Below are 23,707 nucleotides of genomic sequence, written 5' to 3' on the forward strand. Positions count from 1 at the left end.
CCGGCCTCCCGCACTAGCTACCCGAGGGCAGGTGCAGGTACTCCGTCGGAATGACGGGCTCCCCGCGGGAGAGCTGCGTCGCGGACAGCGGAAGGTTGCCCCGCGCCGCGATGTGCCGCTCGCGCGCCGCGTCCAGCGGCTCGCGGGCGACGACCTCGCCCGCCCTGATCAGCTCCACCAGCAACTGCCGGTCGGCCAGCTCCTCGGGCACCGGCCCGGTGCCCACGACCTCGGCCTCCGCGACCCCGTACTTGTCCAGCCGCCGTGCCGCCCACTTGCGGCCGCCGACGGAGGTTTTCCCGCCGCTGGACTTCTTCGCCACCGGCACCAGCTCGGCGGCCGGATCGGCGGACTCGGCGCGGGCGACCAGCTTGTAGACCATCGAGCAGGTGGGATGCCCGGAGCCGGTGACCAGCTGCGTGCCCACGCCGTACGCGTCCACCGGAGCCGCCGCCAGCGAGGCGATGGCGTACTCGTCCAGGTCCGAGGTGACCACGATCCGGGTCTTCGTCGCGCCGAGCTCGTCGAGCTGCTGCCGCACCCGGTGCGCGACCAGCAGCAGGTCGCCCGAGTCGATCCGCACCGCGCCCAACCCCGGACCGGCCACCTCCACCGCCGTACGGACGGCCTCCTCGACGTCGTAGGTGTCCACCAGCAGAGTGGTGTCCGCGCCGAGGGCGTCGACCTGGGCGCGGAAGGCGTCCCGCTCGTGGTCGTGCAGCAGGGTGAAGGCGTGCGCGGAGGTGCCCACGGTCGGGATGCCGTACCGGAAGCCCGCCGCGAGGTCGGAGGTGGTGGCGAAACCGCCCACGTAGGCGGCGCGCGCCGCGGCGACGGCGGCCAGCTCATGGGTGCGGCGGGCACCCATCTCGATCAGCGGCCGACCGCCCGCGGCGGAGGACATCCGGGAGGCGGCGGCCGCGATGGCCGAGTCGTGGTTGAGGATGGAGAGGATCACCGTCTCCAGCAGCACGCACTCCGCGAAGCTGCCCTCGACCCGCAGCAGCGGCGAGCCGGGGAAGTACACCTCGCCCTCGGGGTAGCCCCAGATGTCGCCCTGGAAGCGGTAGTCCGCCAGCCACTTCAGGGTCGGCTCGTCGACGATCCCCCGCTCGCCCAGGAAGGCGAGCATCGCCGCGTCGAACCGGAAGTTCGTCACCGCGTCCAGCACCCGGCCGGTGCCCGCGACCACGCCGTAGCGGCGGCCGTGCGGGAGGCGGCGGGTGAAGACCTCGAACACGCTGCGCCGCTCGGCCGTCCCGGCCTTCAGGGCGGCTTGCAGCATGGTCAGCTCGTACTGGTCCGTGAAGAGCGCCGTCGACGGGACTTCGACCGGCAGCCCAAGGTCCGCTGTGTTCATGACGACGAAGCGTACTCCCATTTCGTCAGTGTGACGATTTCTGGGGTGCGTGGCAGCATGGCTGTTGTGACGTCACCCGCGCCCGTAGAGATCGAACGCACCGAATCGGCGGAGGAGACCTTCGCCGTACCCGAGCCGGACGTCCCCTGGATCACGATCGTCCACAATGATCCGGTCAACCTCATGAGCTACGTGACCTACGTCTTCCAGACGTACTTCGGCTACTCGAAGGACAAGGCCACCGAGCTCATGCTCGACGTCCACCACAAGGGCCGGGCGGTCGTCTCCAGCGGGAGCCGCGAGGAGATGGAGCGCGACGTGCAGGCGATGCACGGCTACGGACTGTGGGCCACCCTCCAGCAGGACCGGAAGTAAACCGACACAGATGCCCGGACACTTCGAACCGCTCCCCGGCGGCGGCGCGACCGTCGCGCTCGACGACGTCGAGATCTCCATCATCCGCTCGCTGGCCGTCCAGCTCCTGGAGCTGATCGGGCCCGGCCCCGCCGAGGACGCCGGCGGCGATCCGCTCGCCGAGCTGTTCGCCGAGGGCCCCAGCGAGCCGCCCGCCGACCCGGTGCTGCGCCGGCTGTTCCCGGACGCCTACACCGACCCCGGACAGGAGCCGGCCGACCCGGTCGAGGCCGAGGAGCGGCGCGCGCACTCCGCCGAGTTCCGCCGCTACACCGAGAACGACCTCCGGGCCGGCAAACGGGAGAACGCGCTCGCGGTCATCCGCACCCTGGACCAGGTCGCGTCGTCGGCCGAGGGCGGCGAGGCGGTGCTCAAGCTCTCGCCCGAGCGGTCCCGGCAGTGGCTCTCCGCGCTGAACGACCTGCGCCTGGCCATCGGCTCCCGGCTGGAGATCTCGGACGAGGAGGACACGGACCCGCTGTACCGCCTCCCGGACCAGGACCCGCGCAAGCCCATGGTGCTGGCCTACCTCTGGCTCGGCGGCCTCCAGGAGACCCTCGTCTCGACACTGATGCCGTGAACGCCGCTTTCGCGTTCGCTCAGAGGACGCTCAACTCCGGATAACGATCGCGTCACCGTTGCGGCCGTTTTTGACGCATTTGGGCACACTTTGTCCGGTTCTTCCTGTGTGGTGCGCCACAGGGCCCCCCTTTGCTCAATATTGCGGCCGTGATAAATCTTCACGATCGCCCGGCGGACACCACCCATGTCCGGCCGGGTGCGCCACCGAGCCGGCGACCGCCGGCCAGGCACGAGCGGGTCACTGGCCTGCTCACTCCATCAGTTCCGGGGGGATCGAGACCCGATCCGAGGCCGAGTGAAGGCCGCGGGTCGGCATGGAGAAAGGCGCACCACCATGGCCTCTGAGAAGGTCACCGAAGCCCCTGAAGAGGGTTACGAGCGAGGGCTCGGCAGCCGGCAGGTCCAGATGATCGCCATCGGTGGCGCCGTCGGAGTCGGTCTGTTCCTGGGAGCCGGGGCGAACATCGCCAAGGCCGGTCCCAGCCTCATCCTCATGTACGCGCTCGCGGGCGTGGTCATCTTCTTCATCATGCGAGCCCTGGGCGAGCTGCTGCTCTACCGCCCGGTGTCGGGCTCGTTCGCCGAGTACTCGCGCGAGTTCCTCGGCGACTTCTTCGGTTACTTCACCGGCTGGACGTACTGGCTGATGTGGGTCGTGACCGGCATGGCCGAGCTGACGGCCGCCGCCATCTACGTCAACTACTGGTTCCCGGCCGTCCCGCGGTGGGTCACGGCGCTGGTCTTCCTGGTGGTCCTGTTCGGCGTCAACCTGATCTCCGTGAAGCTCTTCGGTGAGCTGGAGTTCTGGTTCTCGATGGTCAAGGTCACCGCCCTGATCGGCATGATCATCATCGGCCTCGGTGTGCTGACCTTCGGCTTCAGCGCCGCCGGCGACACCGCCTCGGTGGCGAACCTGTACCAGTTCGACGGCTTCTTCCCCAAGGGCATCGGCTCCTCGCTGATGACCCTGCAGGGCGTCATGTTCGCCTACCTCGCGGTCGAGCTGGTCGGCGTCACCGCCGGCGAGTCCGAGGACCCGGAGAAGACGCTGCCCAAGGCGATCAACACGCTGCCCTGGCGCATCGCCCTCTTCTACGTCGGTGCCCTCACCGTCATCCTCTGCGTGGTCAAGTGGACCGAGTTCGCGCCGGGCGTCAGCCCGTTCGTGAAGGCGTTCGCGGTGATCGGCATCCCGGCCGGCGCGGGCATCGTGAACTTCGTCGTCCTCACCGCCGCCCTGTCCTCCTGCAACTCCGGCATGTACTCCACGGGCCGCATGCTGCGCACCCTGGCGGACAACGGCGAGGCCCCGCGGGTCTTCGCCAAGCTGTCCTCCACCAAGACCCCGGCGCTCGGCATCACCGTCTCGGTGCTGTTCATGGGCATCGGCGTGGTGCTGAACTACGTGGTCCCGGAGAAGGCGTTCGGCTACGTCACCTCCGTCGCCACCGCCGCGGGCATCTGGACCTGGCTGATGATCCTGATCAGCCACGTGCTCTACCGCCGCAAGGTCGTCGCGGGCAAGCTGCCCGCCTCCTCCTTCCCGGCGCCGGGCGGCTCGGTCTGCTCGTACATCGCCATCGTCTTCCTGCTCTTCGTCACCGGTCTGATCGCGTACGATGCCGACTCCCGCGTCTGCCTGTACGTGATGGCCGTCTGGGCCGTCGCGCTCGGCATCGGCTGGAAGATCATGAAGTCCCGCACGCCGCAGAGCGGCGAGCGTGACGAGCCGGCGCTGGAGAAGGTGGGCTAGACCCGCCAAGGGACCATCCAGGACGCCTGGCCGTCGGGAGTACTCGTGGCACCCCCGGCGGCCGCCGCTCAAGGCGTCCGCCATGCGGGCCGTCCCGTACCGCACTGCGGTACGGGACGGCCCGTCCCCCTATCCTGGCCCGCATGCTGACCATCACCCAGGACCTGTACGACCGGATCGTCGCCCACGCCCGCGAGGACCACCCCGACGAGGCGTGCGGTGTGGTGGCCGGGCCGGAGGGCACCGGGCGCCCCGAGCGGTTCATCCCGATGCTGAACGCCGCGCGCTCGCCCACGTTCTACGAGTTCGACTCCCAGGACCTGCTGAAGCTCTACCGGGAGATGGACGACCGCGACGAGGAGCCGGTGGTGATCTACCACTCCCACACCGCCACCGAGGCGTACCCCTCCCGCACCGACATCGGCTACGCGAACGAGCCCGGCGCGCACTACGTCCTGGTCTCCACGGCGGACGCCGACGGCCTCGGCGACTTCCAGTTCCGCTCGTTCCGCATCCTGGACGGAGCGGTCACCGAGGAAGAGGTCAAGGTCGTCGAGGCGTACTGATCCCACTCCCCGGTCGCGAACCGTCCGCCATCCGGGACGGGATTCCGGTCGGTGGACCGGGAATCGATACGATGAGCCCATGGTTCTGACTGTGGTGCGCGCCTTCTGCTGACGTACCGAACCGCAGCCCCGACGAACACCTTCGAACAGGAGCCCGCAACCATGGCCATCGAGGTCCGCATCCCGACCATCCTCCGCCAGTACACCGACGGCCAGAAGGCGGTCGAAGGCACCGGGGAGACCCTCGCCGACCTGTTCGCCGACCTCGAGACCCGGCACGCGGGCATCCAGGGCCGTGTGGTGGACGGCGGCCAGCTGCGCCGCTTCGTCAACGTGTACCTGAACGACGAGGACGTCCGCTTCGTCGACGGCATCGACACCAAGCTGTCCGACGGCGACACCGTGACCATCCTGCCGGCCGTGGCCGGCGGCATGGTCTGACCGGCCGCCGCGCTCCGATGCGTTACGACTCCCCGCTGGCCGCGGTGGGCAACACCCCTCTGGTGCGCCTGCCGCGGCTCTCGCCGTCCCCCGACGTCCGGATCTGGGCCAAGCTGGAGGACCGCAACCCCACCGGCTCGGTCAAGGACCGGCCCGCGCTGCACATGATCGAGCAGGCGGAGAAGGACGGCCGGCTCACCCCCGGCTGCACCATCCTGGAGCCCACCTCGGGCAACACCGGTATCTCGCTCGCCATGGCCGCCAAGCTCAAGGGCTACCGCATGGTGTGCGTGATGCCGGAGAACACCTCCCGCGAGCGCCGTGACCTGCTCGGCATGTGGGGCGCGGAGATCATCCCGTCGCCGGCGGCCGGTGGCTCCAACACCGCGGTGCGGGTCGCCAAGGAACTGGCCGCCGAGCACCCGGACTGGGTGATGCTGTACCAGTACGGGAACCCCGACAACGCGGGCGCCCACTACTCCGGCACCGGCCCCGAGATCCTGGCCGACCTGCCCTCCGTCACCCACTTCGTCGCCGGACTCGGCACCACCGGCACCCTGATGGGCGTCGGCCGCTACCTGCGCGAGCAGAAGCCGGACGTGAAGATCGTCGCCGCCGAACCGCGCTACGACGACCTGGTGTACGGCCTGCGCAACCTCGACGAGGGCTTCGTGCCCGAGCTGTACGACGCCTCGGTGCTCACCACCCGGTTCTCCGTCGGCTCGGCGGACGCGGTGGCCCGTACCCGTGAGCTCCTCCAGCAGGAGGGCATCTTCGCGGGCGTCTCCACCGGCGCGGTGCTGCACGCGGCGCTCGGGGTGGGCGGCAAGGCGGTCAAGGCGGGGGAGAGCGCCGACATCGTCTTCGTCGTCGCCGACGGCGGCTGGAAGTACCTCTCGACCGGGGTCTACACCGCCGCGACCACCGAAGAGGCGGTCGAGACGCTGCACGGCCAGCTCTGGGCCTGACCCTCCCCGGCCGTTCCCCGCAAGGCGTCTTCCGGTCAAACCCGGGAAGCTCACAAGATCGCGTCAGCCCCCTCCTATGAGGGGGCCAACCGCTTTCTATGGCGGGGCAAAGATTTCCGTGCGGTACTGCCGGGCCTCGGCGCCCCGGGGCTACGTTCCTCCCGCGATCTGTCATGTCACGTTCACCGGCATGCCGGACGCCTGAGAATGTCATGCCCATGACCGCGCGCTCTGCCGCCGCTACGCGCGTCACGTGCCTGCCAGTCCAGTGCGAGAACCCCCACTTCCCATGGAGGCACTTCCCCATGCGTGAGACACGCACCGGCGGGCGGAGACGGAGTCTGCCCAGACTCCTCGCCGTCGCCCTCCCCGCCCTCGCCCTCTCCGTCGCCGGATTCACTTCGGCCCCCACGGCCTCGGCCGGACCCGCCGCCCCGGCCACATCCCCCGCCACCTCGCACGCCACCCAGAACCACAAGGCGCTGACCGACCCGGACCGGCAGACCTTCCACCCCACGGGCAAGGCCGGCCAGCAGGTCCCCACCACCCATCTGTGCGCCACCGCCCATCCCGGCCAGGCGTCCTGCTTCGCCCAGCGCCGCACCGACATCAAGCAGCGGCTGGCCTCCGCCCTCGCCGCCGCCACCCCCTCCGGACTCTCCCCGGCCAACCTGCACAGCGCCTACAACCTGCCCTCCACCGGCGGTTCCGGCATGACGGTCGCCGTGGTCGACGCCTACAACGACCCCAACGCCGAGGCCGACCTGGGCACGTACCGCTCCACCTACGGCCTGTCCTCCTGCACCAAGGCCAACGGCTGCTTCAAGCAGGTCAGCCAGACCGGCTCCACCACCTCGCTGCCCGCCAACGACACGGGCTGGGCGGGTGAGGAGGCGCTGGACATCGACATGGTCAGCGCGGTCTGCCCCAACTGCAAGATCATCCTGGTCGAGGCCAACTCCGCCAACGACACCGACCTCGGCATCGCCGAGAACGAGGCCGTCTCGCTGGGCGCCAAGTTCGTCTCCAACAGCTGGGGCGGCTCCGAGGCGTCCTCCCAGACCACCGAGGACACCCAGTACTTCAAGCACCCGGGCGTCGCCATCACCGTCTCCGCCGGTGACTCCGCCTACGGCGCCGAGTACCCGGCGACCTCGCAGTACGTGACCGCCGTCGGTGGTACCGCGCTCACCACCGCGGCCAACTCCCGCGGCTGGAGCGAGTCCGTCTGGCACACCAGCTCCACCGAGGGCACCGGCTCCGGCTGCTCCGCCTACGACCCGAAGCCGACCTGGCAGACCGACACCGGCTGCGCCAAGCGCATGGAGTCCGACGTCTCCGCCGTCGCCGACCCGGCCACCGGTGTCGCCGTCTACGACACCTTCGGCGGCTCCGGCTGGGCGGTCTACGGCGGCACCAGCGCCTCCGCCCCGATCATCGCCGGCGTCTACGCGCTGGCGGGCACCCCGGGCGCCACGGACTACCCGGCGCAGTACCCGTACAGCCACACGGCGAACCTCAACGACGTGACCAGCGGCAGCAACGGCTCCTGCACCACCTCCTACTTCTGCACCGCGCGCGCCGGCTACGACGGCCCGACCGGCTGGGGCACCCCCAACGGCACGGCCGCCTTCACCTCCGGCGGCGGCGGGGGCGGCGGCACCTGCACCCCGGCGCAGCTGCTCGGCAACCCCGGCTTCGAGTCCGGCAACACCACCTGGACCGCCAGCAGCGGGGTCATCAACACCGACAGTGGCGAGGCCGCGCACGCCGGTTCGTACAAGGCGTGGCTCGACGGCTACGGCTCGGCCCACACCGACACGCTCTCCCAGTCGGTGACGATCCCCGCCGGCTGCCGGGCCGGCCTCACCTTCTACCTGCACATCGACACCGCCGAGACGGGCAGCACCGCCTACGACAAGCTGACCGTGACCGCCGGTTCGACCACCCTGGCGACGTACTCCAACGTCAACGCCGCCTCCGGGTACGCGCAGAAGACCTTCGACCTGTCGTCCTTCGCGGGCCAGACGGTCACCCTGAAGTTCAGCGGCGCGGAGGACTCCTCCCAGCAGACCAGCTTCGTCGTGGACGACACCGCCGTCACCACGAGCTGAACCGCACCAGCACCCCCGTCCCGCGCGCGGAAGCCGTCCGCGCGCGGGACACGCGCGTCTCCCGGGAGCCGATCGCGCCGGTGATACGTCACATCACCAGCGGTGCCGAACGGCACCGGCCACGACGGAGAGGCGGACCCCATGCGCCGTACGACGTCCCGCGCCCTCGCGGCGACGGCCCTGCTCCTGCTGCTCGCGGGCTGCCGGGGCGAGTCCACGCCCTCGGCGTCGGCCAAGCCGTCCGCCGTTCCCTCGCGCTCCGGCGGCTGCGCGGACCAGGCGCTGCTGACCTCCTCCGCCACCGGGAAGACCGTGTGCCTCAAGCGCGGCGGCGAGCTCCGGCTCACCCTGGACGGCACCAAGTCCCGCCCCTGGCAGCCGGTCCGGGCGAGCGGCCACGCGCTGACCGCGATCAACGCCGGGCTCGTCCTCCAGCCGGGTGACGCCACCGCCGCCTACCGCGCGGTCGCCGCCGGCACCGTCCAGCTGACCTCCAGCCGCCCGCTGTGCGCCCGGCCCACCACACCGGACGGGGTCTCCTGCAAGGGTGTCCAGGAGTTCCGCGTCACCGTGCGGATCGGCTAGCCACCGGCAGGGGGCGCGGTCGCCGGGCGCTCCCCGTCCCGCCGGCTAGCGCGTGAGTCGGCGCACCTGGTCCCACAGCGCCGGGTCGACGGTGCCGACCCGGCGCCGGAAGTCCCGCACCCGCACCTCGCGCACCTCGTCGGTGCGCAGGAAGCTGGGGCGGTCCTGGGCGTCGCCCACCGAACCGGGCGGCAGCGGGATGACCCCCGCGCGCCGGTCGTGGTCCTTGCTGGTGATCTTCGCGACCGTGACCCGGTCGCCGCGCACGGACAGCACCAGACACGGCCGGTCCTTGGACTCCGGCCGGTCCTCGTAGGGCACGTCGGCCCACCAGATGTCGCCCGGCCGCGGACGGTCCGTCAGATTCCGTGCCCGGTCCCGCGGTCGGGGCCGGGGCGCGGGCCGGCCGGGGGGCCGCAGCCGCCGCCCGCGCGGCCGGTGACCGCGTCCCCAGCCGTCCACCAGCGTGGCGACCAGGGCCAGCAGGAGTACCGCCACCAGCGCGAGCCACCAGGTCGTGTCCATGCGGCAGACGTTACCGGCGTGCGCCGTCAGCCGCGCGCCCCCGGCTGATACCCATGCGCCCCCGGTCCAGCCGAACCGGTGACAGCACAGGTGAGTTCGCCCACAACGGCCCCTGGCGAAGGAGCGACCCGTGCTTTCGCGCCTTACGCTCGACGAACCGCACAACCATGCCCTGCTGCTTCCCGACCCGCTTCTGCCCACGGAGGTTTCCGCTCCATGAAGCTCACCGTCGTCGGCTGCTCGGGGTCGTTCCCGTCCGCGGAATCGGCCTGTTCGAGCTACCTCGTCGAGGCCGACGGCTTCCGGCTGCTCCTCGACATGGGCAACGGCGCCCTCGGCGAATTGCAGCGCCACATCGGTCTGTACGACCTCGACGCGATCTTCCTCAGCCACCTGCACGCCGATCACTGCATCGACATGTGCGCGTACTTCGTGGCGCGCTACTACCGGCACGATGGCGGCCGCTGCGAGCCGATCCCGGTCTACGGTCCCGAGGGCACCGAGCACCGGCTGACCACGGCGTACGCCGACACGCCGTCCGCGTCCTCCATGAGCGAGGTCTTCGACTTCCACACGGTGAAGCCGTCCACCTTCGAGATCGGCCCCTTCACCGTGCACACCGAGCGGGTGCGGCACCCGGTCGAGGCGTACGCGATCCGGATCGAGCACGGGGGCAAGTCCCTGACGTACTCCGGGGACACCGGGGTCAGCGAGGCGCTGGACGAGCTGGCGCGGGACGCCGACCTCCTCCTGTGCGAGGCGGCCTTCACGCACGGCAAGGAGAACATCCCCGACCTGCACCTCAACGGCCGTGAGGCCGGGGAGACCGCCACCCGCGCGGGCGCCCGCATGCTGGTCCTCACCCACATCCCGCCGTGGACCGACCCCGAGGTCAACCTGGCCGACGCCCGCGCGACCTTCGCCGGCCGGGTGGAACTGGCGATGCCCCGGATGACCTACGAGCTGTAGGCCCGAGCACGACGAAGGCCCCGGAACCTCAACAGGTTCCGGGGCCTTACGCGTACGTCGGCCGGGTTACTTGGCCTCGGCCTTCTGCAGCTCGGCCAGCTCCTCGTCGGACTCACGGCCCGGCGTGGGGAGGTTCCACTTGGTGATGGCGAAGCGGAAGACCACGTAGTAGACGACCGCGAAGCACAGACCCACCAGGACCAGGCCCCACGGGTTGGAGGCGATGCCCAGGTTCAGGAAGAAGTCCACCGCGCCGGCCGAGAAGCCGAAGCCGTCCCGCATGCCCAGCGACCAGGTCAGGGCCATGGAGACACCGGTGAGCACCGCGTGGATCGCGTACAGCACCGGGGCGATGAACATGAAGGTGAACTCGATCGGCTCGGTGACACCGGTGACGAAGGAGGTCAGCGCGAGGGAGAACATCATGCCGCCGACGACCTTGCGGCGCTCGGGGCGGGCGCAGTGCACGATGGCGAGGCAGGCGGCGGGCAGCGCGAACATCATGATCGGGAAGAAGCCGGTCATGAACTGGCCCGCGTGCGGGTCACCGGCGAGGAAGCGCGCGATGTCGCCGCTCTTGCCCTCGTAGTCACCGGCCTGGAACCACGGGAACGAGTTCAGCAGGTGGTGCATGCCGATCGGGATCAGCGCGCGGTTGGCGACACCGAAGATGCCGGCGCCGACGGCGCCCGAGCCGACCAGCCACTCACCGAAGTTGTGCAGACCCGTGCCGAGCACCGGCCAGACGTAGCCGAAGACGATGCCGATCAGCAGACCGGCGAGCGCGGAGAGGATCGGCACCAGGCGGCGGCCGCCGAAGAAGCCGGCCCAGTCGGGCAGCTTGGTGCGGTAGAAGCGCTGGTAGAGCAGGGCGACGACGATGCCCATCACCACGCCGCCGAGGACCTTGGCGTCCACCGGCGCGTTCACCATGACGACCTTGCCGTCGACGGCGGTGGCCACCTTCGGCAGGTTCTTGTCGGTGAACGTGGCCAGCACGTTCTTGAAGACCAGATAGCCGACGACCGCGGCGAGCGCCGTGGAGCCGTCCGACTTCTTGGCGAAGCCGATGGCGATGCCCACCGCGAACAGCAGCGCCATGTTGTCCAGGATCGCGTTGCCGCCCGCCGCCATGAAGGAGGCGATCTTGGTGAGGAACGCCGGGTAGGAGGGGTCACCCAGCATGTCGGCGTTGCCGAGCCGCACCAGGAGGGCGGCGGCGGGAAGCACCGCGACCGGCAGCATCAGGCTGCGGCCGATCCGCTGGAGGACACCCATCACCTTGGCGCCCCTCTTCTTCTCGGCCGGGGGCGCGGCGCTGGCCGTGGTCACAACTTCCTCCAGATGGGCAGGGCGCCGCCCTGGACCCGTGGAAGGGGACGGCAGCGTCTGTGGTCTACACCACTTGTGGTGTAGACCTGTTGTAGCACGATGGCACGGATATAAGGAACCCGTGAAATAGCGATCGCGGGGCTACGCGGAGTGCCGGACCCGCGGGGGCCGGGGGGCGGTTTGGTGGGGTTCCCCTTGGTGGTGTAGACCAGTCTTCGGACGGTTCTCGTTCGGACCGGTTCGGACCAGGGAGAAGGAACATGGCCACCAAGGCTGAGAAGATCGTCGCCGGGCTCGGCGGCATCGACAACATCGACGAGGTCGAGGGCTGCATCACCCGCCTGCGTACCGAGGTCCACGACGCGTCGCTCGTCGACGAGGCCGCCCTGAAGGCCGCCGGCGCGCACGGTGTCGTGAAGATGGGCACCGCCATCCAGGTCGTCATCGGCACCGACGCCGACCCGATCGCCGCGGAGATCGAAGACATGATGTGAGCCGTCCGCTTGGCGGCGGCTCACCGGCACGAGGGGCTTCTTCCCATGGGGGAGGAGCCCCTCGCGTCACTCCCGATAGGCTCACCCGCATGTCTCGCATCGACGGCCGCACCCCCGAACAGCTCCGCCCCGTCACCATCGAACGCGGCTGGAGCAAGCACGCCGAGGGCTCCGTCCTCGTCTCCTTCGGCGACACCAAGGTGTTCTGCACCGCCAGCGTCACCGAAGGCGTCCCCCGCTGGCGCAAGGGCAGCGGCGAGGGCTGGGTCACCGCCGAGTACTCCATGCTGCCCCGCTCCACCAACACCCGCGGCGACCGCGAGTCGGTCCGCGGCCGGATCGGCGGGCGCACGCACGAGATCTCCCGCCTCATCGGCCGCTCGCTGCGCGCCGTCATCGACTACAAGGCGCTCGGCGAGAACACCATCGTCCTGGACTGCGACGTCCTCCAGGCCGACGGCGGCACCCGCACCGCCGCCATCACCGGCGCCTACGTCGCCCTCGCCGACGCCGTCGCCTGGGCCCAGCGCAAGAAGCTGATCAAGGCGAACCGCCAGCCGCTCACCGGCACCGTCGGCGCCGTCTCGGTCGGCATCGTGGACGGCGTCCCGCTGCTCGACCTCTGCTACGAGGAGGACGTCCGCGCCGAGACCGACATGAACGTGGTCTGCACCGGCGACGGCCGCTTCGTCGAGATCCAGGGCACCGCCGAGGCCGAGCCCTTCGCCCGCGAGGAACTGAACGCCCTGCTCGACCTGGGTGTGGCCGGCTGCGCCGAACTCACCGAGTTCCAGCGGGCCGCCCTCGCGCTGACCCTTCCCGAGTAGCGCCGGCCGGGTAAAGGGCACCCCAAAAAGCCGGCTCTCCCCAGGCAACCCCGCCCCGGCGGACGGCGTCTTGGACGGTACGGGCGCGCGGCTCGATCCCGCGCGCCCGGCCAGCCGTACCTGGGGAGGGACACCGCATGGCCGCCGGCCGCCGACGCCGTACCACCGCCACCGCCATCGCCGCGCTCGCGGCAGCCGCGCTCACCATGGGCCTCACCACCGGCTGCGACGCGGTGAACAAGGCCCTGGACTGCGTGCAGACCGCCGACTCGATCGCGGACAGCGTCACCGAACTCCAGCAGGCCGTGGAGAACGCCGCGAACGACCCCGCGCGGACGGACGCCTCGCTGGACTCCATAGAGCGGAACCTCGACCGGATCGGCGACCGCACGGACGACGCCGACGTCAACCAGGCCGTGGACGACCTGAACGCGGCGGTCTCCCATGTCCGGACCGCCGTCAGGAACGGTGACAGCACCCCGGACGTCCGCCCGGTCACCGACGCGGCCGGTGAACTCACCAAGGTCTGCACGCCGTAGCGCTCAGCGCCCGTCGCGGCGGCCCCGGCGGAGTTCCTGCCGGGCCTCGCGGCGGTCCAGGCGGTCCTGGCGGCGCAGCTCCTTCAGCCGTTGCCGCTCGGCCCGCGTGAGCTTGCGCTCCACGCCGACCCCGCCCCAGAACGCGAACCCGCTGATGACCACGCGCGGCGCCCCCGGATCGCCGGGCTCGTCCGGGTCCAGGTGCTCGAAGCCGCCCATGATGCCGATGCCGCGCACGACGACCTCGACCCCCGGCGGCACGATCACTTCCAGACCGCCCATGACGGCCACGCAGTTGATCTCGACCTCGCGGTCCGCGAAGAACGCCTCGCGCAGGTCGATCTCCCCGCCGCCCATGAAGGCGAAGCAGGTGAACTTCTTCGGCATCGTCCAGCGCCCCTTGCGCTGGAACCCGGACAGCACCGCCACCGCCCCGGTCGAGCTGCCCTCGCCGCCGACGATCCGGGACGCCCAACTCCCGTCCGCGACCGGTCGCTTGGCGAAGGATACCGGGGGAGCGGCGGCCGGGGTGGCCGGGAGGTCACGGGTCAGCGGGGCCAGCTCGCCGTAGGTGCGGGCCCGGTACGCCGACTCCAGCCGCTCCTCGAACTCGGCCATGTCCAGGCGGCCTTCGGCCAGGCCGTCCCGGAGGATCTCGGCGACCCGCTCCCGGTCGGCGTCCGAGGCGCGGAGGTCCGGAACGGGACCGGGGGAACGGCGGTCCGGTGCGGCGTCGTCGGTCATGACAGCAGACTACGAGACGGCCCTCTCCGCGTACATCTTGGCGATGACGGCCTCGATGTCGGGTTCGCGGACGGAGAGGTCCACCAGGGGGTAGACGGCGGCGAGATGGGCCACCAGAGGCGCTGCCGACTGCCCCGCCGGGAACGTCAGCCACTGGCGTGGCCCCTCCACCCGCACCACCCGCGCCGAGGGCACCTCGACCGGCGGCAGCTCCCGCTCCAGGTCCACCACCAGCGTCCGCTCACCCTCCCCGGCCGCGTGCAGCCCGGTCAGCGAACCGTCGTACACCAGGCGGCCGTGGTCGATCACCATCACCCGCGAGCACAACTGCTCGATGTCCGTCAGGTCGTGGGTGGTGAGCAGGACGGTCGTGCCGCGCTCGGCGTTCAGCTCCTTCAGGAAGCCGCGCACCTTCGCCTTGGAGACGACGTCCAGACCGATCGTCGGCTCGTCCAGGTACAGCACCTCGGGGTCGTGCAGCAGGGCGGCCGCGATGTCGCCGCGCATCCGCTGGCCGAGCGAGAGCTGGCGTACAGGGACGTCCAACAGGTCGCCCAGCTCCAGGAGTTCGACGCAGCGGGCCAGGTTCTCCCGGTACCGGGCATCCGGAATCCGGTACATGCGGTGCGCCAGGCGGTAGGAGTCGGCCAGCGGCAGGTCCCACCACAGGGTCGTCCGCTGCCCGAACACCACCCCGATCCGGGACGCCAGCCGGGTCCGTTCCCGCGAGGGGTCGATCCCGGCCACCCGCAGCCGGCCCGAGCTCGGGGTGAGGATGCCGGTCAGCATCTTGATGGTGGTCGACTTGCCCGCGCCGTTCGGCCCGATGTAGCCGACCATCTCGCCGCGCGCCACGGTGAACGAGATCGAGTCCACCGCCCGCACCTCGCGCCGCTCCCGCTTCAGGAACCCCGTCTTCTTGCGCACCTCGAAGACCTTGCCGACCTTCTCCAGCGCGATGAACTCCTCGTCGTCCGCCATCAGTTCAGCTCCCCGTGCTCCGGTACGAACGCAGTCCCGCCCGCCAGGCCAGCCCGGCGAGCGCACAGCAGGCCAGCGCCACCAGCGGGGAGACGAACGCCGTCCACCCCGGCAGCCCCAGCGGATACGGGCGCTCCAGGACGTAGGCCGCGGGCACCCAGTTGACGAAGGCCAGCGGCAGTACGAAGGTCACCCCGCGCACCAGCTCCTCGGTGAAGACCGCGGGCGGGTACTGGAGCAGCGTCGTGCCCCCGTAGGTGAAGGCGTTCTGTACCTCCGAGGCGTCCTGAGCGAGGAACTGGAAGGCCGCCCCCGCCACGAACACCGCGCAGAAGATCCCGCAGCCGCCCACCACCATCACCGGCATCAGCAGCAGCTTCAGCGGCGTCCAGTCCACCTCCAGCCGGCTCAGCGACCAGCCCAGCACCAGCGCCCCCTGCGTCAGCCGCCCCAGCCTCCGGAGCGCGAACCGGTCGGCCGCGACCTGCGCCAGCACCGGCGCCGGACGCACCAGCAGGGTGTCCAGCGTGCCGTCCCGCACCCGGCGCCCCAGCCGGTCCATCGACCCGATCACCAGGTCCGCCATGCCGAAGGCCACCGCCGACAGCCCGTACAGGAACGCCACCTCCGGCAGCGACCAGCCGGCCAGCGAGTCCACGCGGGAGAACATCAGCATGATCGCGACGAAGTCGAGGAAGGTCGCCGCGAAGTTGCCGAGCGTGGTCATCACGAACGACGCCCGGTAGGCCATCGTGGAGCGCACCCACATCCCGGCGATCAGCCCGTACGCCCGCACACCCTCGCGGACCCGGCCGTACTCAGCCACCCTGGACCACCACCCGCCGGGTCGCCGCCGACTGGAGCAGGCGCCCCGCGCCCAGCAGCGCCACCGCCCACCCGGCCTGGAAGAGCCAGACGCCCAGCGGGTCCGCGCGGCCCAGCAGCACGTCCGCAGGGGCCTGGAGCAGCGCCGACCAGGGCAGCGCCCGGACCACCTCGCCGAGCGTGCCCGGGAAGACGTTCAGCGGCAGCAGCATGCCCGAGCAGAAGTGCCCGGCCAGCCAGGCGACACGGGAGATCCCCGAGCCGTCCAGCAGCCAGAACGTGCTCAGCGCCAGCAGGTACCGGATGCCGAAGCCGACCAGCATCGCCAGGGCCAGTGTCACCAGCAGCGCCAGCCAGGTGCCGGCGTCCGAGGGCACGTAGGCGGAAAAGCAGAGCATCCCGAAGAGGAAGGGCAGCACTCCCCGCCCGAGCAACTGGAAACAGGCCCGGCCCAGGTCGGCCGCGAGCCACCACAGCTGCAGGTCGGCCGGCCGGTACAGGTCCACCGCGACGTCACCCGTACGGATGCGCTCCATCAGCTCTTCCTCGACGCCCCCGCCGCCGATCGCCAGCGTGGACAGCAGGGCCTGCCCGAGCCATACGTAGGTCACGGCCTGCGCCTGGTCATATCCGCCCAAGTGCGGGCGGGCGTCCCACAGGGCACGGTAGGTGCAGACGATGATCAGACCGAAGACGGTGTTGGTGAACACCCCTGCCGCCGTGGCCGCGCGGTAGGTCGCGTACCGTCTGAATCCCCCTGCCGCGACGGCCACGTACAACCGTCCAGCGCCCACGCCGGTCCACCTCCTCGGACTGCTCGACACCGAAGCGCAGGAGCCTAGCCCCGGCCCCCGCGAACGGCCACGCGTTTTCCGTGACCGAAGCGTGCCGGAATCCGGGAACGGTTCACCAGGTGCGAGAGTCTTCAACCAGGGGGCGCAGAAGGCGTACGAGGCGTACGGGAACGTACGACGAAACAGGAGTCCGTGCACGACATGAGCGACGAGCCGCAGCCGCAGCAGCCGAACGAGGGCGGGGCGCCGGAAGAACCTCAGCCGGCTGAGGGGCCCGCAGCAGCGGAACCGCAGGCGAAACCGGCGACGAGTCCGGCCGACCGCGCGCCGGCGAAGACCGGTCCGAAGCCGGAGAGCGCCCGCGTGCGCGACTCCGCGACCCCGAACGCACCCCGGCCGACGGGCCCTTCGGCGACGGGAGCCCCGGCGACGGGATCTCCGGCGACGGGCCGGAAGGCCGGAGCGGGGAAGCCGGACGAGGGTGCCGAGGGTGCCCCGAGCGCTCCGGCGGCGAGGGAGGCCGGCGGAGCCGCCAAGGGCGCGCCCGCCGTGCCCGCGCAGTCCGGCGCCAAGGAGGCCCCGGCTCGGAAGACCCCGGCCGCCAAGACCCCGGGGGCGGACACCCCGCCCGCCGAGAGCACCCAGGTGCTCCGCCGGGTCAGCGCCGCCGGGTCCGCGAAGCCCCGTACCGGAGGCGCCAAGCCGGAGCAGGCGCCCGAGAGCACCCAGGTGCTCCGGCGCGTCAAGGCCGACCAGCCGCCGCCCGCCGAGAGCACCCAGGTGCTGCGCCGGGTCAACGCGCCCCGGTCCGGCGACACCCCCGGGCCCGGCGCCGGCGCGCCCGGAACCCCCGTCGCCCCGGCCGCCGCGGCCGGAGCCACCGGCGTCCTGCCCCGCACCCCGTCCGAGCCCACCGCGACCCCCCTGGCGAGCGGCGACGGCAGCGGCGGCGAGGGCGGCGGCACCGGTGACGGCGGCGGCAAGAAGCCCAAGCGGCCCAAGCGCACCGGCTGGCGGCGGATCTTCCCCACCTGGCGGATGGTGCTCGGCACCTTCGTGCTGGGGGTGCTCGTGATCATCGGGCTGCTGTTCCTCGGCTACTCGATGGTCCAGATCCCGGCCGCCAACGCCCTGGCCACCAAGCAGGCCACCGTCTACCTGTACGCCGACGGCTCCCAGCTCGCCCGCGACGGCGAGGTCAACCGGGAGAACGTGAGCCTCGCCCAGATCGCCAAGCCCGCCCAGCACGCCATCCTGGCCGCCGAGGACCGCGACTTCTACACCGAGTCCGCCGTCGACCCCAAGGCGATGCTCCGCGCGGGCTGGAACACGGCCCTCGGCAAGGGCAAGCAGTCCGGCTCCACCATCACCCAGCAGTACGTGAAGAACTACTACCTGGCCCAGGAGCAGACGGTCACCCGCAAGGCCAAGGAGTTCTTCATCTCGATCAAGCTGGACCGGGAGAAGTCGAAGAACGAGATCCTCGAGGGCTACCTCAACACCAGCTACTTCGGCCGCAACGCCTACGGCATCCAGGCCGCCGCCCAGGCGTACTACGGCCGCGACGCGATCGACCTCGACCCGGCCCGCGCCGCCTACCTCGCCGCGCTGGTCAACGCGCCCAGCGAGTACGACGTCGTCGCCCACCCCGAGAACAAGGGTGCCGCGCTCGGCCGCTGGAACTACGTGCTGGACGGCATGGTCGCCAAGGGCTGGCTGAGCCAGTCCGACCGCACCGGGATGAAGTTCCCGATGCCGAAGGAGCAGACCGTCTCCACCGGCATGTCCGGCCAGCGCGGCTACCTGGTCGAGGCCGTCAAGGCGTACCTGGTCGGCCACGACATCCTCACCAAGGACCAGCTGGCCACCGGTGGTTACCGGATCACGACCACCATCCAGAAGCCCAAGCAGGACGCCTTCGTCAAGGCCGTCGACGACCAGCTCATCTCCAAGCTGGACAAGAAGAACCGCAAGGCCGACACCTACGTCCGCGCGGGCGGCGCCTCGATCGACCCGAAGACCGGCAAGATCGTCGCGATGTACGGCGGCATCGACTACGTGAAGCAGTACACCAACGGCGCGACCCGCGGCGACTTCCAGGTCGGCTCCACCTTCAAGCCGTTCGTGTTCACCTCGGCCGTGCAGAACTCCTCCAGCACGCAGGACGGCCAGCGCATCACGCCCAACACCTACTACGACGGCACCAACAAGCGCCTGGTGCAGGGCTGGTCCGGCGGCCGGTACAACCCGGAGAACGAGGACCAGAAGTCGTACGGCCAGATCACCGTCCGCAAGGCCACCGACCTGTCCGTCAACGCGGTGTACGCCCAGATGGCCGCCGACGTCACCGGTGACAAGGTCAAGGAGACGGCGATCGACCTCGGCATCCCGGCCGACACCCCCGACCTCTACCCGTCGCCGTCCATCGCGCTCGGCACCGCCAACGCCAGCGTGCTGGAGATGACCGAGGCGTACGCCACCCTGGCCAACCACGGCCGGCACGGCACGTACACGATCATCGAGAAGATCAGCAAGGACAACGTCCCGGTCGACCTGCCCGGCCGTCAGACCAAGCAGGCCGTCACCCGTGAGGCCGCCGACACCACCACCTCGGTGCTGAAGAGCGTGGTCGAGGGCGGCACCGCCACGGCCGCGCAGGCCGCCGGCCGTCCGGCCGCGGGCAAGACCGGCACCGCCGAGGAGGACACCGCCGCCTGGTTCGCGGGCTACACCCCCGACCTGGCCACGGTGGTCTCCGTGATGGGCCAGGACCCGGTGAGCGCCAAGCACGTCCCGCTCTACGGCGCCCTCGGCGTGGCCCGGATGAACGGTGGCGGTCCGCCCACCGAGATCTGGGCGCAGTACACGCGGGACGCGCTGCGCGGCAAGCCCGCCGCGAGCTTCGACCTGGAGCTCCAGCCCGGCGCCGACGTGGTCGCGCCCAGCACCCGGCCCTCCACCTCCCCGGGTGCCGACGCGGGCCAGGACAACGGCGGCACCACCGGTACCCCGAGCCAGGGCACCACGCCCACCGACGGCGGCCAGGGCAACGGCGCCACCGGCACGCCGAGCCAGGGCACCACCCCGGCCGACCCGACCACCACGGGCGGCGGCGACACCACCGGCGGCGCCGGCGGCGGTCCGGCCACCACCGGTGGGCCCGCCGACGGGGGCGCCACCGGCGGCGGTCCCGGCGGCCAGCCCGGTACGGGTGGCACGGGCGGCGGCGCCGACCCGGGCACGACCGGTCTGCCGGGCGGCTTCATCGCCCCGCAGACGGCCCGTCGCCAGTAGCGGCGCACGGACGAACGAGAAGGGGCTGACGACCACGGTCGTCAGCCCCTTCCCACGTTCTCCCGACGGCTCGGGGAGGGCGTCGGCTCAGAGGTACAGCCCGGTGGAGTCCTCCGACCCCTCGAACCGGTCCGCGGCCACCGCGTGCAGGTCCCGCTCGCGCATCAGCACGTACGCCACGCCCCGGACCTCGACCTGGGCCAGGTCCTCCGGGTCGAACAGGACCCGGTCGCCGGGCTCCACGGTCCGGACGTTCTGCCCGACGGCGACGACCGCGGCCCAGGCCAGCCGGCGCCCGACCGCCGCGGTCGCGGGGATCAGGATGCCGCCGCCCGAACGGCGCTCGCCCTCACCGGTCTCCTGCCGCACGAGGACCCGGTCGTGCAGCATCCGGATGGGCAGCTTGTCGTGGTGGGGTGTGCTCTGCTCGTCTCTGTTGGCGCTCACGTCCCCGAACCTACCTGCCCGGGCGGCGCGGACACGCCTCCGGGTCGCCACGGCTCCCCGCCGTGGCGACCCGGTCGCGCGAGTCCGTACTAGCGGCGGCGGTGCCTGCGCCTGCGCGATCCGGCGACGATCAGCCCGATCGTCCCGGCGGTGATGAGCACGGCGGGCACGACGCGCTCCATGCGGGGCGCGCCGTCGTCGTCCACGAACTGGTCCCGTACCTCGGTCATCACTCGGTTGACCTGCACGTACGCTCGTCCGAAGACACGGTCGACGCCGGCGACGGCCTTCGCCTTGGCGTCCCCGACGATCGTCTTCGGGTGCACCCGCACCCCGATCTCGTCGAGCGTCTCGGCCAGCACAGCGCGACGGCGCTTGATGTCCGCCTCGATCTGCGCCGGTGTTCTGGTGTCCGACGTCTCCGCCACCGTACGGCCTCCGAAATCTCCTGATGCTGTTCCGAACAGTCTGTCAGCTCCACGCCACACCGCACGGCAGGGGCACCCGGTTAGGCTGGCCGGATGAGCGAGCGACTTGAGCCCGGGGACGTTGCCCCCGCCTTCACCCTGCCCGACGCCGACGGGAACGAGGTGTCCCTGTCGGACCACAAGGGCCGCAAGACCATCGTGTACTTCTACCCCGCGGCGCTTACCCCCGGCTGCACCAAGCAGGCGTGCGACTTCACCGACAACCTCGCCCTGCTGGCCGGTGCCGGGTACGACGTCATCGGCATCTCGCCGGACAAGCCGGAGAAGCTGGCCAAGTTCCGTGAGCAGGAGGACCTGAAGGTTACTCTGCTCGCCGACCCGGAGAAGCAGGTGCTGGAGGCGTACGGCGCCTTCGGCGAGAAGAAGCTGTACGGCAAGACCGTCACCGGTGTCATCCGCTCCACGGTCGTCGTGGACGAGGACGGCAAGGTCGAGCGCGCGCTGTACAACGTCAAGGCCACCGGTCACGTGGCGAAGATCATCAAGGATCTGGGCATCTGAGGCCGCTGCCCGGCCGCTAGCATGGCCGGGCAGCAGCAGGCGGCCGTGGTGGAATTGGCAGTCACGCTGGGTTTAGGTCCCAGTGGGGTAACTCCCGTGAGGGTTCGAGTCCCTCCGGCCGCACCAGAATTCAGCCCAGCAGCTCCCGCACCACCGGGACCAGGGCCCGGAACGCCTTCCCGCGATGGCTGATGGCGTTCTTCTCGTCCGCGCTCAGCTCCGCGCAGGTACGGCTCTCGCCCTCCGGCTGGAGGATCGGGTCGTAGCCGAAGCCGCCCGAACCCGCCGGGGCCTGCCGCAGGGTGCCGCGGAGCTGTCCCTCCACCACCCGCTCGGTGCCGTCGGGCAGCGCCAGCGCGGCCGCGCAGGCGAAGTGGGCGCCCCGGTGCTCGTCCGCGATGTCGGAGAGCTGGGCGAGCAGCAGGTGGAGGTTGGCGGTGTCGTCGCCGTGCCGGCCGGCCCAGCGGGCGGAGAAGATGCCGGGGGCGCCGTTCAGCACGTCGACGCAGAGGCCGGAGTCGTCGGCGACGGCCGGCAGCCCGGTGGCCCGGGCCAGCGCGTGCGCCTTCAGCAGGGCGTTCTCCGCGAAGGTCACGCCGGTTTCCTTGACGTCCGGGATCTCGGGGAAGGCGTCGGCACCGATCAGCTCGTGCGGCAGCCCGGCGTCGGCCAGGATGGCCCTCAGCTCGGTGATCTTTCCGGCGTTACGGGTGGCGAGGATCAAGCGGGTCATGGGGGCCAGTATCCCCGGCCCCCTCCCGCGTATCCGCCAGGGGTTACAGCTCGGCCTGTCCGGCGCCCTTGAGCAGGGCGAGGTCCAGGGTGTCGGCCATCTCGCGGAAGCCGAGGTCGCTGGGGTGCAGACCGTCGCCCGAGTCGTACCGGGGGAGCATCCGGCGCGGGTCGCGGGGGTCCTTCAGCGCGAGGTCGAAGTCGACCACCGCGTCGTACACCCGGCCGGCCCGGATCTCCGCGTTGATCTGCCGGCGCATCCGGTCCAGCGCCGGGGTCCAGGTCCGGTGCCCGGCGAAGGGCGTCAGGGTGGCGCCGACGACCTTCAGGCCGCGTGCGTGCGCCTGCCGGACCAGGGCGCGCAGCCCGTCGGTGATCTTCGTGCCGTCGGCGGCCGAGCGGGAGTGCGTGACGTCGTTGATGCCGAGGTCGATCACGACGACCCTGACGTTGGGCCGGGACAGGGCGTCGCGGCCGAAGCGGGACAGCCCGCTCGGGTTCTCGGCGGGCCGGCCCAGGCCGTCGGCCAGCACCTGGTTGCCGGTGATGCCCTCGTTGACGACGGAGTAGCGCGGCACGTCGGCCCCGCTCGCGGCGGCCGCGCGCAGCCGGGAGGCCAGCACGTCCGGCCAGCGGCGGTTCTCGCCCATGGTCGAGGTGAGACCGTCGGTTATGGAGTCGCCGAACGCCACGACCGTGCCGTTCGCCTCGTTGCTGAGCACGTCCAGCGCGGTCAGGTAACGCCAGTACGTGCTGCGTTCGGCGTACGGGATGCCCGTCGCCTCCTCGGTGCGGTCACCGGGCGCCACGAACGAGATCTGCCGCGCGTGCGGGTGGATGGTGACCGGCCCGGAGGGCGTGGGGGAGAACGTGGTGACCAGAACGTCCTGGTCGTGCGGCACGACGATCCGCACCGCGTCGCTGACGGCCTGGCCGCCGGCCGGGATGGTGACGGCGTAGGCGCCGTCGAACGTCAGGCGGCGCATCGTTTCCGCACGGGCGGCGGCGGTGCCCCGGCCCGCCGAGAGGGCCACCGAGGCGTGAGTGATGGTCAGCGGCGCCTGCCCGTACAGGTTCGACAGGGTGACGCGGGCGCTCGTACCGCCGGTGTGCGCGTGCACCACGTTGCGCACCGAGCGGCCCGCCAGGCCGGCCGTCTCGGTACGCGGCTCGGCGCCGACGGGGGAGGCGGCCCAGGAGCCGACCCAGGTACCCGCGGAGGCGGGTGCGGCGGACGAGCCGTGGGGGCGCCGGCCCGTGGCCGAGGACCCCGAGGTGCCGTCGCTCGCCGCCGACCTGATGAGGACGGTGACGGAAAGGGCGACGACGAGTGCGACGAACGCACTGAGCAGGGCATAACCGTGGCGCTTGGTCACGCTGGCGTTGTTCTCCTCGGGAGACGGGAAGCCGGACGAGCAATACACCATGATGC

General features: G+C 71.2%; 25 protein-coding genes and 1 tRNA gene. 15 read left to right on the top strand and 11 right to left on the bottom strand.

Going from position 1 to position 23,707, the window contains the following annotated elements; genetic code table 11:
- Positions 1-13 precede the first annotated feature (13 nt).
- A complete protein-coding gene (locus EV284_RS12000; RefSeq protein WP_130333179.1) occupies positions 14-1,360 on the bottom strand; it encodes a nicotinate phosphoribosyltransferase in 1,347 nt (448 codons plus the stop codon).
- A 57-nt stretch (positions 1,361-1,417) separates the two neighbouring features.
- On the opposite strand from EV284_RS12000, the gene clpS reads away from it, so the two are divergent.
- The 8 genes from clpS to EV284_RS12040 all read left to right on the top strand — a co-directional run bounded on the left by clpS (position 1,418) and on the right by EV284_RS12040 (position 8,783).
- The gene (clpS, locus tag EV284_RS12005; protein ID WP_031182609.1) at positions 1,418-1,735 is read left to right on the top strand and encodes an ATP-dependent Clp protease adapter ClpS; all 318 of its coding nucleotides are present in this window, start codon (positions 1,418-1,420) and stop codon (positions 1,733-1,735) included.
- A gap of 10 nt (positions 1,736-1,745) precedes the next feature.
- Positions 1,746-2,354 (top strand): DUF2017 domain-containing protein, encoded by a 609-nt coding sequence (locus EV284_RS12010; RefSeq protein WP_130333181.1) that lies wholly within the window; start codon positions 1,746-1,748, stop codon positions 2,352-2,354.
- A gap of 336 nt (positions 2,355-2,690) precedes the next feature.
- Positions 2,691-4,109, top strand: a complete 1,419-nt coding sequence (locus EV284_RS12015) for an amino acid permease (RefSeq protein ID WP_130333183.1) — start codon at positions 2,691-2,693, stop codon at positions 4,107-4,109.
- Positions 4,110-4,252: 143 nt separating this feature from the next.
- Positions 4,253-4,675, top strand: coding sequence for a M67 family metallopeptidase (locus EV284_RS12020; protein ID WP_086694341.1), 423 nt, complete (start codon positions 4,253-4,255; stop codon positions 4,673-4,675).
- A 162-nt stretch (positions 4,676-4,837) separates the two neighbouring features.
- Positions 4,838-5,116, top strand: a complete 279-nt coding sequence (locus EV284_RS12025) for a MoaD/ThiS family protein (RefSeq protein WP_030810866.1) — start codon at positions 4,838-4,840, stop codon at positions 5,114-5,116.
- A gap of 17 nt (positions 5,117-5,133) precedes the next feature.
- Positions 5,134-6,084 (top strand): cysteine synthase, encoded by a 951-nt coding sequence (locus EV284_RS12030; RefSeq protein WP_130333185.1) that lies wholly within the window; start codon positions 5,134-5,136, stop codon positions 6,082-6,084.
- A gap of 305 nt (positions 6,085-6,389) precedes the next feature.
- The gene (locus EV284_RS12035) at positions 6,390-8,198 is read left to right on the top strand and encodes a S53 family peptidase (protein WP_130333187.1); all 1,809 of its coding nucleotides are present in this window, start codon (positions 6,390-6,392) and stop codon (positions 8,196-8,198) included.
- 102 nt (positions 8,199-8,300) lie between these two features.
- The gene (locus tag EV284_RS12040; protein WP_347402190.1) at positions 8,301-8,783 is read left to right on the top strand and encodes a hypothetical protein; all 483 of its coding nucleotides are present in this window, start codon (positions 8,301-8,303) and stop codon (positions 8,781-8,783) included.
- 45 nt (positions 8,784-8,828) lie between these two features.
- Here EV284_RS12040 and EV284_RS12045 read toward each other — a convergent pair whose 3' ends face one another.
- Positions 8,829-9,308: a type II toxin-antitoxin system PemK/MazF family toxin gene (locus EV284_RS12045; protein WP_130333191.1), complete on the bottom strand. Its 480-nt coding sequence runs from the start codon at positions 9,306-9,308 to the stop codon at positions 8,829-8,831.
- 216 nt (positions 9,309-9,524) lie between these two features.
- On the opposite strand from EV284_RS12045, the gene EV284_RS12050 reads away from it, so the two are divergent.
- Positions 9,525-10,277, top strand: coding sequence for an MBL fold metallo-hydrolase (locus EV284_RS12050; RefSeq protein ID WP_130333193.1), 753 nt, complete (start codon positions 9,525-9,527; stop codon positions 10,275-10,277).
- 66 nt (positions 10,278-10,343) lie between these two features.
- Here the strand turns inward: EV284_RS12050 and EV284_RS12055 are convergent, their stop codons facing one another.
- Positions 10,344-11,609 carry a PTS transporter subunit EIIC gene (locus EV284_RS12055; protein WP_130333195.1) on the bottom strand — a complete coding sequence of 422 codons (1,266 nt, stop codon included), beginning with the start codon at positions 11,607-11,609 and terminating at the stop codon, positions 10,344-10,346.
- 260 nt (positions 11,610-11,869) lie between these two features.
- Here EV284_RS12055 and EV284_RS12060 point away from each other — a divergent pair, with 260 nt between their 5' ends.
- The 3 genes from EV284_RS12060 to EV284_RS12070 all read left to right on the top strand — a co-directional run bounded on the left by EV284_RS12060 (position 11,870) and on the right by EV284_RS12070 (position 13,469).
- Positions 11,870-12,103: a PTS glucose/sucrose transporter subunit IIB gene (locus EV284_RS12060; protein WP_030810845.1), complete on the top strand. Its 234-nt coding sequence runs from the start codon at positions 11,870-11,872 to the stop codon at positions 12,101-12,103.
- A gap of 89 nt (positions 12,104-12,192) precedes the next feature.
- Complete coding sequence (gene rph, locus EV284_RS12065) at positions 12,193-12,930, top strand: ribonuclease PH (protein WP_130333197.1); 738 nt, start codon at positions 12,193-12,195, stop codon at positions 12,928-12,930.
- Positions 12,931-13,067: 137 nt separating this feature from the next.
- A complete protein-coding gene (locus EV284_RS12070) occupies positions 13,068-13,469 on the top strand; it encodes a hypothetical protein (RefSeq protein ID WP_130333199.1) in 402 nt (133 codons plus the stop codon).
- A gap of 3 nt (positions 13,470-13,472) precedes the next feature.
- Here the strand turns inward: EV284_RS12070 and EV284_RS12075 are convergent, their stop codons facing one another.
- The 4 genes from EV284_RS12075 to EV284_RS12090 are packed head-to-tail and all read right to left on the bottom strand — an operon-like array spanning position 13,473 to position 16,813.
- Positions 13,473-14,213: a DUF1707 domain-containing protein gene (locus tag EV284_RS12075; RefSeq protein ID WP_130333201.1), complete on the bottom strand. Its 741-nt coding sequence runs from the start codon at positions 14,211-14,213 to the stop codon at positions 13,473-13,475.
- Positions 14,214-14,222: 9 nt separating this feature from the next.
- Complete coding sequence (locus EV284_RS12080; RefSeq protein WP_130333203.1) at positions 14,223-15,194, bottom strand: ATP-binding cassette domain-containing protein; 972 nt, start codon at positions 15,192-15,194, stop codon at positions 14,223-14,225.
- A 4-nt stretch (positions 15,195-15,198) separates the two neighbouring features.
- Positions 15,199-15,963 carry an ABC transporter permease gene (locus EV284_RS12085; protein ID WP_130334651.1) on the bottom strand — a complete coding sequence of 255 codons (765 nt, stop codon included), beginning with the start codon at positions 15,961-15,963 and terminating at the stop codon, positions 15,199-15,201.
- Positions 15,964-16,012: 49 nt separating this feature from the next.
- The gene (locus EV284_RS12090) at positions 16,013-16,813 is read right to left on the bottom strand and encodes an ABC-2 family transporter protein (protein ID WP_130333205.1); all 801 of its coding nucleotides are present in this window, start codon (positions 16,811-16,813) and stop codon (positions 16,013-16,015) included.
- Between the two features lie 924 nt (positions 16,814-17,737).
- On the opposite strand from EV284_RS12090, the gene EV284_RS12095 reads away from it, so the two are divergent.
- Positions 17,738-20,107: a transglycosylase domain-containing protein gene (locus EV284_RS12095; protein ID WP_347402195.1), complete on the top strand. Its 2,370-nt coding sequence runs from the start codon at positions 17,738-17,740 to the stop codon at positions 20,105-20,107.
- A gap of 87 nt (positions 20,108-20,194) precedes the next feature.
- Here EV284_RS12095 and EV284_RS12100 read toward each other — a convergent pair whose 3' ends face one another.
- Both EV284_RS12100 and EV284_RS12105 read right to left on the bottom strand, forming a co-directional pair.
- Positions 20,195-20,554 (bottom strand): co-chaperone GroES, encoded by a 360-nt coding sequence (locus tag EV284_RS12100; protein ID WP_030810821.1) that lies wholly within the window; start codon positions 20,552-20,554, stop codon positions 20,195-20,197.
- Between the two features lie 89 nt (positions 20,555-20,643).
- On the bottom strand, positions 20,644-20,982 hold the full coding sequence (locus EV284_RS12105; protein ID WP_130333209.1) for a DUF3618 domain-containing protein: 339 nt from the start codon (positions 20,980-20,982) through the stop codon (positions 20,644-20,646).
- Between the two features lie 93 nt (positions 20,983-21,075).
- Between EV284_RS12105 and bcp the strand changes: the two genes are divergently transcribed.
- Positions 21,076-21,543, top strand: coding sequence for a thioredoxin-dependent thiol peroxidase (gene bcp, locus EV284_RS12110; protein ID WP_130333211.1), 468 nt, complete (start codon positions 21,076-21,078; stop codon positions 21,541-21,543).
- Positions 21,544-21,582: 39 nt separating this feature from the next.
- Positions 21,583-21,669 (top strand) — tRNA-Leu (locus EV284_RS12115).
- Between the two features lie 4 nt (positions 21,670-21,673).
- Here EV284_RS12115 and rdgB read toward each other — a convergent pair.
- Together rdgB and EV284_RS12125 are read right to left on the bottom strand one after the other, a co-directional pair.
- Positions 21,674-22,276 (bottom strand): RdgB/HAM1 family non-canonical purine NTP pyrophosphatase, encoded by a 603-nt coding sequence (rdgB, locus tag EV284_RS12120; RefSeq protein ID WP_130333213.1) that lies wholly within the window; start codon positions 22,274-22,276, stop codon positions 21,674-21,676.
- A gap of 43 nt (positions 22,277-22,319) precedes the next feature.
- Complete coding sequence (locus EV284_RS12125; RefSeq protein WP_130333215.1) at positions 22,320-23,651, bottom strand: SGNH/GDSL hydrolase family protein; 1,332 nt, start codon at positions 23,649-23,651, stop codon at positions 22,320-22,322.
- Positions 23,652-23,707: the final 56 nt, after the last annotated feature.

It is taken from the genome of Streptomyces sp. BK022 (assembly GCF_004217355.1).
GTDB classification, from domain to species: Bacteria; Actinomycetota; Actinomycetes; order Streptomycetales; family Streptomycetaceae; genus Streptomyces; species Streptomyces griseoluteus.